The organism is Alteromonas sp. HB246098 (genome assembly GCF_054890645.1).
Genome location: NZ_JBTZUG010000001.1, coordinates 861,930 through 874,875, shown reverse-complemented (window position 1 = coordinate 874,875; position 12,946 = coordinate 861,930). Strand labels below are relative to the sequence as shown.

Below are 12,946 nucleotides of genomic sequence, written 5' to 3'. Positions count from 1 at the left end.
GCCTAACGGGCAATATAAAATTGCCCATAAGCCCCGTGCCATTTGATTCAAGGATAAGACAGAATGGCCGATTTATCGCAGCACTTAAAACAGTTAGATACGCTGCGAGAAGGTATCGACGAGCTGGATTCCCAGCTTGTCGAGTTACTCGCAAAACGCAACCAAATCACAACCCAAGTCGGCCAGATTAAGGCTGAAGCAGGCATGCCTGTTTATGTACCTGAACGTGAAAAAGCGCTGATCGCGTCTCGCCGCGCTCAGGCCGAGGCACTAGGGGTTTCTCCCGAGCTCACAGAAGACCTATTACGACGCGTAATGCGTGAGTCTTACCACACGCAAAACAACAAGTATCGATGCGTAAAACCCGATACTGACAACGTCGTAGTAATTGGTGGTGCAGGTGCTCTTGGTCGCGTTTTCGTCAGTTTATTTGAACGAAGTAACTATAAAGTTTCGGTGGTTGAAAAAGACGACTGGGAAAGTGGTAGAGCAGCATCGCTGCTTAGCAGTGCTTCACTAGTTGTTGTTGCCGTACCTATAAACTTAACAGAAGCCGTGATTAGCAAGCTAACTATGCTGCCAAAAGATTGCGTGCTTGCGGATATAACCAGTATTAAAGCTAAGCCTTTAGAGGCAATGCTTGCTGTGCATAGCGGCCCTGTCGTTGGGTTGCACCCTATGTTTGGTCCTGATGCGCCAGGCATGATCAAACAAGTCGTAGTAGTGTGTGACGGACGCCATAGTGAAAAGTACAGTTGGCTGATTGAGCAAATGCGAATTTGGGGAGCCACAATTCATGACTCAAGCGCACAAGAGCACGATCAAGCTATGGCGTATATTCAGGTCATGCGCCACTTCAACACCTTTGTGTATGGGCAACATTTGAAAGGTGAAGGTCCTAACCTTGAATCCCTGACCATGTTTAGCTCGCCTATTTATCGGTTAGAGCTAGCAATGGTTGGAAGACTGTTTGCCCAGTCTCCACAACTCTATGCTGATATTATCTTTAATAATCCTGACAATTTTGCACTGCTACGCCGTTTTTACGAGCGCTTTGGTATCGCTTTATCGTTACTTGAAAACGGAGACAAAAAAGGGTTTGTCGAGCAGTTTATGAGAATCGGTGCTTGGTTTGGAGACTACGCGAAGAAGTGTTTAGTAGATAGTAAACAGATGTTGCTAAAGGCTGATGACGGACAGCTTCTAAGAGATAAATAAACTAAAAGAATGAATAAGAAGGCGAGCAATTGAGCTCGCCTTTTTGGTACTAGTTTGTCAACGCGCTTGCCGCTGCCACTTTAGTTGGGCTAATTTCCTCACTTGGGTAACATCCCAGCACTTTGATGTAGCGCGTAATACCTCGCAATGCATCAAGGGCATTTTGTACAGGGCCGTCTTCTACGTTGCCTTCCACATCAATGTAAAACATCTCTTCCCACGGGTTACCAGGCATTGGGCGGGACTCGAGCTTAGTCATATTTATGCTGTTTTCTCGAAGCACGAGAAGTGCTTCAACAAGCGCTCCCGGCTTTTGAACGGTAGACATAACAAGCGTAGTTTTAGCCGGTACCTGTAAAGGCACCACAACCGGATTACGTGCCACAACAATAAAGCGACTGTGGTTTTCTTTTTGGTTGGCCAAATTACTTTTAATTGCCATAAGGCCGTAAAGATTTCCGCCAGCTTCACTTCCAATAGCTGCTACGTCGTCGCGCTGAAGTTCGCTAACTGTCAACATAGCTGAGCTAGTGCTGTCCATGGTTTTTACTTCAACGTTACCAAGTTCCGCTAAGAAGTGGCTGCATTGGGTGAATACCTGTGGATGTGCATAAAGCGTTTTAATCTTATCTATACTGGTGTTAGTTCCCACCAACAAGGTATGGCGAATTGGGTGGGTAAGCTCGCCAATAATACTTAGCTGAGTATGCTGCAGCTGGTCGTACACTTCGTTAATACTGCCCGAGGTCGTATTTTCAATAGGCAAAACTGCGTAATCGGCTTCTGTACTTTCAACTTTGTTAATAATTTCAGCAAAGCTTTGGCAGCCAATTTCAAGTAACTCGCCAGGTCTCCGTGAAAAATACTTCTGTGTAGCCAAATAAGAGTATGAGCCCTTATCGCCTAAAAACGCCACGCGGTTCAATGGCAGCGTGCTACCAGGGTTGGCGCGCTCTGCAAGCATAGCTTGTTGATTCAAAACTGAGTCTTCGATAATGACGTGAAAAATCTGTGTTACATAATGAGGGTCTAAACCGATATCTTGCCCTTCTTTTATTAGGCGAACCAACAGCTGTTCTTCGCGCTTTTGATCTCTCACAGGGATATGATGCTTTATTTTCGTCTCAGCAACTTCGTTGGTTAATTTTCTGCGTTCCGAGAGTAGTGTAAGTAATTCACTGTCTAGAGCGGTAATGCGCTCTCTAACAGTATCTAGTGCATTGTCTGACATAAGGTTCCCGTGTGAGTCGTGTAAAAATGTTGCTAAAAAAAAACCTCCCTAGAGGGAGGTTTTCATGCATGTAGCTGCGCCTCCCTAATTAAAGGATGTAAACGCAAAAAAGAAAAATGCTACGTGCTTTATATTCTGTTTCATAACCATGAATGTATGTTGAAGCCCTATTTGTGTCAACTCATTTTTACAAAATGTATAGTCGTTTTTGATATGAGGGGCTTGAAAAAGAGCTAAAAATAAGCTTGCCGCAAATCCCTAACCTTTTGCGACATGCGGCCATAGCTAATAGATGCTTCAGCGAAATTTAATTACCTAGAAGTGCAGAGAGCATTTGGCGTACTTCATTTGGTTCAAACGGCTTGTCGCATAACGCGTTTACTCCAGTTTGCTGAATGTTTGCCATGTGTGCGCTATCTGCCGATTCAGACGTCACCATAATAATAGGAATGTGGGTAGTTTCTGGGTTAAAACGAATGAACTCAGACAACTCTCGACCATCCATTTCTGGCATATTGTAGTCAGTCACAACAAGATCGAAAGCTTGGTCTTTTATCAAAGTAAGCGCTGCGGCACCATTTTCCGCCTCTTGAATTCGCTGTAGCCCCATTCCTTCAAGTACGCGTCTAATGTGATTTCTTGCAAGCTTGCTGTCATCGACTAGCAGTACTCGAACATCGTGTACGTCGAATAAATCGAGTTCTAATTCATCGTGGTTTATAAGGTCAAGGCTAGCATTTAGCGCTCGAGACAAGTGCAGAGTCTCAAACGGTTTTGGAAGAATAGCGGCGACACCTGCTTGTTTAAACTCTTCTAACTTGCTCAATCGGTTTTCACTAGACACCAGCATGAATGGAATACTCTTAAATTCATCATCTTCTTTGATGAATTTGAGAAGTTCTAGTGCGGTTCCATCTTCATAGTACATCGCACTTACAATTAAGTCGGCGCCATGGGCTTTAACCGCAGAACGGGCTTCGGAAAGGGTACTGACAGGGTCAATTTCCTTAACGTTTTCCTTCAACAGCAACGTAGTAATAATTTTTCGTTGTGTATCAGAAGGTTCAACCAAAATAATGTGTAAATCAGAAATTGACAGCTTTTCCATTTCAGACTCTTTTTGTTATATGTTTATGAAAAAGTGAGAGCGAACCGGTAGTTTTTTATCGCTAACCACCAGCGAGCTTAACTTTGTACCCTTTGTCGGTAAGTAGCGAGCGCAGTTTTTCTCTATCATCAGTTTGCACCTCAATGACACCTTCTTTCACTGCACCGCCGCAACCGCATTTCTTTTTTAGTTCTGAGCCTAATTTCTTTAGTTCATCTGAAGGGAGATCCAACCCCTTAATTAACGACACGCCTTTCCCTTTGCGACCTTTTGTTTCTCGATGAATACGAACTACGCCGTCAGTAGACACTGACCGTTGCTCAGCTTTTTGCTCAGGCTTTATTTTGCCGCTCTGTGTGCTGTAAACCAAAAGAGCGTCTTGCCAATCTTGCATAAATACCTCAATAAATTCTGTAAAACCATCTTTAATACACTAAACAAAGTGTAATCATACGAAAGTTTAATTAGCCTTCGATGGCGATGTAGAAAAGTTCAACTAGAATAAGGATAGCAAAGATAAAAGCATGTATTGAAGCATTTCTGCTGACATTTTAAGGAAAGCATATGGAAATAACCTCAAGCTATCAAAATCAAGGGAAAGTGTTAGTTATAGATGTGGGTACAAAGTTCGACTTCAGCAAAGTAGAAGACTTTAGAAACGCCTACAGTGAGCTTAACAATGATGTGAGTCATATCACTGTGGATCTATCTCGTACAGAGTACATGGATAGCTCAGCCTTAGGCATGTTGTTGAATATGCAAAAAACACTAGCCGAAAGAACGCTTACGTACAGCATCGAAAATGCCAGACCCCAAGTGGCTAAGATCCTCAAAATATCCCGGTTCGATAAGAAGTTCGACATTAAATAGCCTGTAGAAAGGACCCTCTTTTGAAAATCCTTATTGTTGATGATGAGGCTATCAACCGTACTTTATTGACTAACATGCTTTACAACGCAGGCTATAAAAAATGCGTAGAAGCCGTTAATGGCGTAGAGGCGATTGAAAAGTTTATTGAAGAGCAGCCAGATCTTGTGCTGCTTGATGTGGTAATGCCTGGCCTGTCAGGCTTTGATGTTGCGCCTAAAATTAGACAACTCGCAAAAGGCCCTTATCTCCCCATTCTTTTTATCACTGCTTTAGAAGATAAAGACAGTCTAGTACGCTGTTTGGAAGTAGGAGGCAATGATTTTGCAACTAAACCTTTCGACCGTCATATTTTAATAGCAAAAATTCGAGCGCATTTAAAAATACGCGCGCTAAGTGAATACGTTGATGAACAAAACAAAACACTACGAGTTTTTAACCAACGGGTGGCCCGCGAACATTCCATCGTAGAACATATATTCAGTCATGCTATTGTTAATCGGCCAGAAGTGCAGGCTCACTTCGACTGTTTCCTTAAACCTGCTGAAACTTTTAACGGCGACTTATTTCTGTGTGAAGCAAGCCCAAGTGGTGGCATCTATTTCATTGTAGGAGATTTTACCGGTCATGGCCTTGCCTCGGCCATTGGAGCGCTGCCTGTAACCCGTGCGTTTCAGGAGTTAAGTCAGCAAGGTGTATCTGTATCTGAAATTGTTAGTGAACTAAATCAAATACTCATCAGGTTTTTACCCAGTGACATGTTTATGGCGGCAGTAATTGGTGAAATTAATGCGCAAGGGAATCGTGTAAATTTATGGCAAGGCGGGATGCCTGCAGTGATTATTCCCGCTAAAACAAATATGGCGTTGCGTAAGTTTTCTTCTCGCCATATGGCCTTGGGTATTTTGGAAGAACACGAGCTAAATACGGATACTGACACTATTAACTTGGGGCATAACGAGCAATTGGTTGTATGCAGTGACGGGCTTATAGAAATTGCCAGCGGCAATGGGGATATGTTGTTAGAAGACGGGTTAATCGACATAGTAAAAGAGCAAATGACAGAGGACGGTGCTATTAAGGCAAGGTCTTTGTTTGACCGGGCCAAAGCGCACTGCGCGACATCTACTTTTCATGATGATGTGACCTTGGTTGTATTTACTTCAAAACCAATAAAGATGCCGGTACAAAGCCAAGTCGAAAGTAGTTTTCCCTCAGTACATGAAGTTGTTCTTGAGGCAAAACACCTCAAGGAACCCGATGTTCTGCCTCGTGTACTTCAATTAACCGGGCAATGTGAGGGGATTCAGGGTATTCGTTCAATTGTGTACACGGTATTATCAGAATTATTTAATAATGCACTTGAGCACGGGATCCTGAAGTTAGACTCAAAGCTGAAGCGTGATAGCAGGGGCTTTCAACAGTATTACGAAAAACGTGAAGCGTCATTAAAAGTGATGGAACATGGGCGAATTATCATCAGAGTTGAGTCCTTACCCATGAAAGGCGAAGTGCTGATCTCGGTTGAGGATAGTGGGCAAGGGTTTCAATGGGAAGATAAAACCTATTTAGCAGAACCTCGCTCATCTAATGATGAGTGTTACGGTCGAGGCATTCCCCTCATCACCGCACTCTGCGAGAGAGTGTGGTTTGAAAATAACGGAAGCAAAGTCCTTTGTCTGCTAAGCACTCGAAATTAGCCAAAAGATGCCTTTTTAGCTTGGACTATATAGCCTTTCCCCCTAGAGTTATCCAAGGAATTAAGCAACTAATCGAAATCTCCTTCCACTCAGTATGAATTAGCTAAATACTCAGTTTCCTTTAGTAAAAACTGCGTCACCATAACTTTAAACCTGAGGGCTTATGCTGAAATCATTTCTCAAACTCTTTGAAGAGTCTCACAAAAAAGCGGAACCTGCCTACACCATCGAACTTGCCACCGCTGCTTTACTTAGCGAATTGGTCAATGCAGATAATCAGGTAACCGATACGGAAAAGGAAGAATATGAAAAGCAGCTTAAACGTCTGGTAAATGTCGATGATGAGGCTATGGAGCTTTTGCTACAGCGAGGGCACCAAACAGCGGATGATGCAGTGGACCTTGTTCACTTTACTCAGGTTCTCAATAATCATTATTCCGCAGAGGAAAAAGTTAGCGTAATTAAAAGCCTTTGGGTTATTGCGTACGCCGATAATTCCCTAGCGCCGCTGGAAGAAAGTACAATACGACAAATCGCCGATTTGTTGTATGTCCCTCACAGCCAGTTCATCAAAACAAAGCTCGAAGTTGTTGAAGGTACGAAATAATTAACGCTTAATGGGGGGGAAATACCTTCAAAAATCCATTTTTAATTTTTGAGTCCGTGACATACTATTGCAGCCAGAATAATAAAAAAGTGGCTGTGTTAGGGGGATTGTTAACCTTGCATGTACCGCTTTAATCAAAGTAGTAAGCAAGGACACACGTGTGTTGAAAACATTGAAAGTTCCCATTGGGATTGCTGTTGCCTTATCCTCGGCAGTTTTAATTATCTCAATCGCTATGGTTTATAAATTAGATAATAGCAAGTCTGTAGTTGAGTTAGTAAAAAACAACACCGCCGCTTTAAGTAATTCTCTTGCGCTACAATTATCAGAGATGATGGAAAGGAGCCCTGGGAACGACGCGTTACTCTCTATGTTGTTCCAACCCGTAAAAGAACATCAACAGCTTTTATCAGCAGCTTTTTACGACAATAACTACCGCGTTATCTCTGCTATTCAGCTTGAAAAAGTGCTCGAAATAAGCGACCCCACGGTCCCCAAAACACCTCAAAGCGTTCCTTATGGTATAAACCAATACGAAGGTGTCATTGTTTCCCATCAAATTGTTGGTAGTAGCCTTTACCCCATGGGGCACATTGTTATTTACGCTGACACCACCAACGTTCAGACGACAAATAGTGCTCGGCAGTTTTTAGAACAAATACCAGTTTTTATAGCACTTTGGCTATTGTGTACTGGCGTATGTATTTTCATAGTATCCAGATTAATTTCACCTTTGGCCTCGTTAGGGCGGTTTACACAAGAAGTGTTTGAAACCAAAGATTACGCACTACGAAGCTCAATAAACTCATCTAATGAAATAGGCAGCATAGCCACCAACATTAACAGCTTATTAGATGCTATCGAAGTTGAGTTACTGGTGAACTTTGAACAAAAACAAACCTTGGTCGACCAGCAAGAGACAATGTCTCGCCTTGCGAATTTCGATAGTTTGACAGGGTTACCTAACAGACAGTTTGTTCTTGATAATTTAAGACTGGAGTTAGCCCGAGCCAAAAGAAATGACGAAGATCTATTGTTACTATTTTTCGATCTTGATGGCTTTAAAGGGATAAATGATTCGCTAGGACACGAAACCGGCGACCTTATTTTGATAGAAGTTGCAGATAGGGTGCAGTGTTTGCTCAGAGACGGTGACTTGTTTGCTCGTTTAGGCGGCGACGAGTTTTTAGTCCTCCCAGATAGAGATGCGACGGCAGATCAAGCAAAGAGTTTAGCAACGCGGCTAATTACAGCGTTCGACGAGCCCTTTGAACTCAGAGGGCTATCGCTTACCGTAGGGTTGAGTGTCGGCGTGGCCACAGCGTCTGATGCAGGGTACGATTTAAGTGAGCTTATGAGTAACGCTGATTTAGCCATGTATCGTTCAAAGGCAAGGGGGAGGGGAAGCTACACATTATTTACGCCGGATATGGTGGAATCTCACAAGCGTAAACTGCATCTAGCCAATGGTATAGAACAAGGTATAACCAACGATGAGTTTGTCGTTTACTACCAAGTTAAAGTAAACAACACTGGCAACGTAATTGGTGCTGAAGCATTGATTCGTTGGCAGCATCCTGAGTTCGGCCTTGTCATGCCAAACGAGTTTATTCCTATCGCGGAACAAGGCGGGAAGATCACCGCTATTACGCGTTGGGTCATCAACAGAGTGTGTATGGATATGCCTAACCTCACACGCTGGGCAAAGGGGCCTTTCAGGGCCTCTATTAATTTATCCGGTCATGATTTGAGAAGTAATCAACTGTTCGATCATATCTACAATACTTTTACGCTTTATGACGTGAACCCAGAGAACATTGAATTTGAAGTTACCGAAAGTGCTTATCTTGAAAATTTCTCGCTTTCTAATAAGTTTTTCAGGCGCATTAGTAATATGGGATGTGCTATCGCGCTTGACGATTTTGGTACGGGTTATTCATCTTTGAGTTATCTCACTCAAATCAATATAGATACCCTCAAAGTAGACAGGCAGTTTGTGACTGAACTCCAATCTTCAGAACGAAGCCGACTAGTAACAGGCGCTATTATCGATTTGGCAAAACGCCTATCACTTTCAGTTTGCGCTGAAGGGATAGAAAACCTTGACCAATGGCATTATCTGATAGAGCACGGCTGTGACAACGTTCAGGGGTTCATGTTTAGCAAACCTGTCCCCATCAATGACCTTGTCGCTTCTCCCTACCAGTATAAAGCTGAACAATTTGCTTAAAGCTACAAAAGTATGTCGACAATGTTGGCGGCATACGTTCACGCCTAGTGTTTCTTTATTGCAACACCCGCCCTTTAATTACAGGCGAGGGACTAACGGTGCAGCTCTTAAGTTGTTGTATATATTGTTAATATTTCTTTTGGTCTGAAAATAGCATAGGTAGTTTGAATGCATTAAACATAGTGGTTAATTGAAGACTAATGGTAATATCCACATAACTGATTGCGAAATGGCGGAAACCATCAGAGATTAGCAATTGGCGAATTGAGAAGGATTTTAAAAAGCGTTTAGCGGAGGATTCATGATGAAACGTCTCGAAAAAGTTTTATTAGCGCTTTGTGCAGTTGCTGCGGTACAAGCTGTTTCAGTAGCCGATGCGCATGCTACACCAGCGCGCACGCTTATGCAGAAATTAGATACAAACAAAGATGGTCTTATTTCACTTAAAGAAGCAGTAAGACATACAGAATTACTGCGAAACTTTGGGCTGATTGACGACAACGAAGACGGTAAGCTCTCTGAAGCCGAGTTGGCGAAGAGCAAGCTTACGCCAGGTAACAAAAAGCTCACCGCGAGTGAGTAGGAAAGAACATCAACATCAATGAGGGTAGGGTTCTGATAAACAAGGTATCGTTTGGTGAGCGCTTGGTACAACTTGGTTCACTAAGGCAGTTAACGTTAGGAAGTTTTGTACTGGCCCTTATTCCCCTTATTGCGCTTCTTTGGCAAAGCCAAAGCGATTTAGCAAAGGTAGGTCAAATGACTACCCTTGAAACGCGCTTTGTGGTGGATGTCGTAAGTGATATGCAACGTCTGGATAATGCAGTGGTCGATGTAGAGCGCAGTATCAGACAGTTTGCCGTTTTACGTAACGACAGGGTGGCGCAGCTCTCTGATAATGCCATAGACCAGTTTGCTGTGGCAGCCGATAACTTATGTCAGGCGCTTTCCGTACCAGCAACCTGTTCCCGTTTATCTGAGCAACTTAATCAACTCGCTGAATATCGTGCCATCGAAGATCAGCTGCTGCTCAATGCGTATCTAGCATCGGTAGGAGATAGTGTTGACCAACTGCGTGACGATGTAGAAGCGGCCATAACAGAGCGGGTTAAGGTACAACAAGACGACTTAAACGCCATGCAGGCAAAACAGGCATGGTCTACTGCAATGCTGGTTAGCGTGTCGTTACTTCTGATATTGATGGGCAGCCAACTAATTGTAAATCCCGTTAATAACCTCAAAAAAATTATTCGTATCATGGCACATAGTGACGGTCAGCTTCCGCCACTGTCTAAGCAGGCACCTAGAGAACTTATTGATGTAGAGAAAGATTTGCACTGGCTTTATGATCGTCTGCAGCAGCTAGAGCACATTAGAACCGCACTATTGAGGCATGCCGCGCACGAACTAAAAACACCCTTAGCAAGCATTAAAGAGGGCTGCAGTTTATTATCAGAAAACGTGGTAGGCGAATTAAACAACGCTCAACGAGAAGTTTTGTCTTTACTTACTGCAAGTACCCAGCGGCTCAATACTTTGGTTGAGAAACTACTCGACTACAATCTGCTACTACAACAAGCGCAGCCTAAAATTGTTGAAAGTAATGCAAATAAATTAGTCGAAGCCTGTTTAGAGGACTACGCCCTTGCCATTCAAGATAGAGAGGTAGACGTGAATATCTCCTCATCTTCAGTACATGTAGACGAGGAATTATTTAGAAGAATACTTGATAACCTAGTGTCCAATGCTGTAGCACATGGAGCAGTTGGACGGCCGATAAATATTAGCCTTTATAACGAAAATGATAGCCTTGTACTGGATGTCGCCAACCGAGGAAAACGCATAGCGCCAGAATCAGTACACACGCTGTTTGAACCTTTTATCCGCGGGACCGAGCCAAGAAACGACAATGTTATCGGAACGGGGTTAGGATTATCAATTGTTGCCGATTGCGCTCGACTAATGCATGGTGATGTAAAAGTGGTAGATGTAGACTATGCCGATGTTTGCTTTAGAGTGACCATTCCGCAACAGGAAAAATAAAATGAGAATAAGTGGTTTAATTGTTGCCTTGCTGGTACTGACAGGATGTCAGAGTTTAACCAGAAACAGCAGCAACACGGGTGAGCCAGAAAAAGTGACACCTGTAGCAAAAATAGAACGTGGTATCTGTTTGTTTAACGAGCCGCCACCTGTTTTTGAACACAATTGCGATGCAGCCTATTGGCTTAATACGTGGATTGCAGCAGCTAATCAACCTTGGGTAGAGCGTAAGCAGGCTTTAAAAGCATTGGGGGATTCAGCGTTTGACACCATCCATGCTTATATTTTAACGCTACCTATTGATACCCCTTATCAAGACAGGTTGCGCGCACAATTAGCATTAAATGATATCGCGGGCACATTCACAGCAGAAGCCCAAGAAGTAGTTAATGTTATTGCTGCTTCGCAAAACAACCAGATAATGCAGCTTGAGTCCGCAATGGTCGTGTTGGAACAAGAAAATACATCTCGTGGAGAGAAGGTTAAGGCGCTAGAACAAGAAGCCGTTAATCTGCGTAAAAAATTAGAAGAACTGTTGCAAATAGAAGCAACACTGATGGACAAAAACAGGAGTACACCACAGTGAGCGAGAAGGCGAGTAGTAACCCTAACTTATTGTTGGTTGATGATGATAAAAGCTTATTGCGCTTGTTGACCATTCGCCTTGAAGGCGAGGGGTACAATGTGACCGCAGTGGAAGACGGTCAGTCAGCGCTGAGAAAACTTCAGAACGATAACTATGATGTTGTATTAAGCGATCTTCGCATGCCAGGCTTAGACGGTTTAAGCCTATTTGAAGAGATAATGGGAATCAGAAAAGACATCCCTGTTATTTTAATGACGGCCCATGGCACTATTGCAGATGCGGTTGCTGCCACTCAGCGCGGTGTCTTTGGTTTCTTACCTAAACCCGTTGATCACGATGAATTGCGCGCATTATTGCAAAAAGCGTTGAGTCAATCTCAGGCTGCACAGCCTGGAGATTGGGCAAAGGACATCATTACCCGTTCCCCGGAAATGCTAAACGTGTTAGACCAAGCGTTTCGTATTGCCCAGCGCGAAGTATCTGTTCTTATCAGTGGCGCCAGCGGCACAGGTAAAGAACTGTTGGCGAACGCTATCCATAAAGCCAGTAACCGCAGCGATAAACCATTTATAGCGATTAACTGTGGTGCGCTACCTGAAAACTTACTTGAATCTGAATTGTTTGGTCACGCAAAGGGCGCGTTTACCGGCGCCGTAGCAGCCCATCCTGGCTTATTTAGGGAAGCCGACGGTGGTACGCTGTTTTTAGACGAAATTGGCGATATGCCAATGACACTTCAAGTTAAACTTCTTCGTGCATTACAAGAACGCCAGATTCGTCCGGTTGGCAGCAGTAAACACGTAGATATTGATGTACGTATTATTTCTGCCACGCACAAAGATTTGCATAAAGAAATGGAAGAGGGCACCTTCCGCGAAGACTTGTACTACCGCTTGAATGTAGTCAATCTTAAGCTTCCATCGCTGAAATCGCGTAGTGAGGACATTCCACTATTGGCTCGCTCGCTGCTTCAGCAAAGTGCACAGCGTCATGGTGTGAATGTGAGCCAGTTCTCTGACGATGCAATGCAACAGTTAGTGACTTCATCTTGGCCGGGTAACGTACGTCAGCTTGTAAACGTGGTTGAGCAATGCGTAGCTTTAACGCAAACACCTGTCATCCCTCTACATTTAGTAGAACAAGCTCTTTCAGCTACTAAGCAGAGCTGGCCAACGCTCACAGAGGCTCGCGACGCCTTTGAACAGCAATATCTTCATAAGCTTCTTAAAATGACCGATGGCAATGTAACACGCGCTGCTGAGCTTGCAGGTAGAAACCGAACGGACATGCACAAACTTATGAAAAAGCATGATTTAGATGCCGCCGATTTCAGATAAGTCAGTTGTAAATTGTGAC

At 43.5% G+C, this 12,946-nt stretch carries 12 protein-coding genes; 9 read left to right on the top strand and 3 right to left on the bottom strand.

Annotated features, from left to right (window positions below; translation table 11 throughout):
- Nucleotides 1-63 precede the first annotated feature (63 nt).
- Nucleotides 64-1,218 carry a bifunctional chorismate mutase/prephenate dehydrogenase gene (gene tyrA / locus ACYTPF_RS03770; RefSeq protein WP_461851258.1) on the top strand — a complete coding sequence of 385 codons (1,155 nt, stop codon included), beginning with the start codon at nt 64-66 and terminating at the stop codon, nt 1,216-1,218.
- Nucleotides 1,219-1,267: 49 nt separating this feature from the next.
- Here the strand turns inward: tyrA and pheA are convergent, their stop codons facing one another.
- From pheA to yciH, 3 genes are all read right to left on the bottom strand, one after another.
- Nucleotides 1,268-2,449, bottom strand: coding sequence for a prephenate dehydratase (gene pheA, locus ACYTPF_RS03765; RefSeq protein ID WP_269916117.1), 1,182 nt, complete (start codon nt 2,447-2,449; stop codon nt 1,268-1,270).
- Between the two features lie 307 nt (nt 2,450-2,756).
- On the bottom strand, nt 2,757-3,557 hold the full coding sequence (locus tag ACYTPF_RS03760; RefSeq protein WP_269916118.1) for a response regulator: 801 nt from the start codon (nt 3,555-3,557) through the stop codon (nt 2,757-2,759).
- 61 nt (nt 3,558-3,618) lie between these two features.
- On the bottom strand, nt 3,619-3,951 hold the full coding sequence (yciH, locus tag ACYTPF_RS03755; protein WP_269916119.1) for a stress response translation initiation inhibitor YciH: 333 nt from the start codon (nt 3,949-3,951) through the stop codon (nt 3,619-3,621).
- A 170-nt stretch (nt 3,952-4,121) separates the two neighbouring features.
- Between yciH and ACYTPF_RS03750 the strand changes: the two genes are divergently transcribed.
- The 8 genes from ACYTPF_RS03750 to ACYTPF_RS03715 all read left to right on the top strand — a co-directional run bounded on the left by ACYTPF_RS03750 (nt 4,122) and on the right by ACYTPF_RS03715 (nt 12,927).
- On the top strand, nt 4,122-4,427 hold the full coding sequence (locus ACYTPF_RS03750; protein WP_179982820.1) for an STAS domain-containing protein: 306 nt from the start codon (nt 4,122-4,124) through the stop codon (nt 4,425-4,427).
- A gap of 20 nt (nt 4,428-4,447) precedes the next feature.
- The gene (locus tag ACYTPF_RS03745) at nt 4,448-6,124 is read left to right on the top strand and encodes a SpoIIE family protein phosphatase (RefSeq protein WP_461851257.1); all 1,677 of its coding nucleotides are present in this window, start codon (nt 4,448-4,450) and stop codon (nt 6,122-6,124) included.
- Between the two features lie 163 nt (nt 6,125-6,287).
- A complete protein-coding gene (locus tag ACYTPF_RS03740) occupies nt 6,288-6,731 on the top strand; it encodes a tellurite resistance TerB family protein (RefSeq protein ID WP_179982822.1) in 444 nt (147 codons plus the stop codon).
- Nucleotides 6,732-6,891: 160 nt separating this feature from the next.
- Nucleotides 6,892-8,961 (top strand): putative bifunctional diguanylate cyclase/phosphodiesterase, encoded by a 2,070-nt coding sequence (locus tag ACYTPF_RS03735; protein WP_461851256.1) that lies wholly within the window; start codon nt 6,892-6,894, stop codon nt 8,959-8,961.
- Between the two features lie 301 nt (nt 8,962-9,262).
- Nucleotides 9,263-9,544 carry an EF-hand domain-containing protein gene (locus tag ACYTPF_RS03730; RefSeq protein WP_232091130.1) on the top strand — a complete coding sequence of 94 codons (282 nt, stop codon included), beginning with the start codon at nt 9,263-9,265 and terminating at the stop codon, nt 9,542-9,544.
- 62 nt (nt 9,545-9,606) lie between these two features.
- Nucleotides 9,607-11,004, top strand: coding sequence for a sensor histidine kinase (locus ACYTPF_RS03725; protein ID WP_269916124.1), 1,398 nt, complete (start codon nt 9,607-9,609; stop codon nt 11,002-11,004).
- A 1-nt stretch (nt 11,005) separates the two neighbouring features.
- Nucleotides 11,006-11,590, top strand: a complete 585-nt coding sequence (locus ACYTPF_RS03720) for a hypothetical protein (RefSeq protein ID WP_461851255.1) — start codon at nt 11,006-11,008, stop codon at nt 11,588-11,590.
- Complete coding sequence (locus ACYTPF_RS03715) at nt 11,587-12,927, top strand: sigma 54-interacting transcriptional regulator (protein ID WP_461851254.1); 1,341 nt, start codon at nt 11,587-11,589, stop codon at nt 12,925-12,927. Before ACYTPF_RS03720 ends, ACYTPF_RS03715 begins: the two co-directional genes overlap by 4 nt.
- Nucleotides 12,928-12,946: the final 19 nt, after the last annotated feature.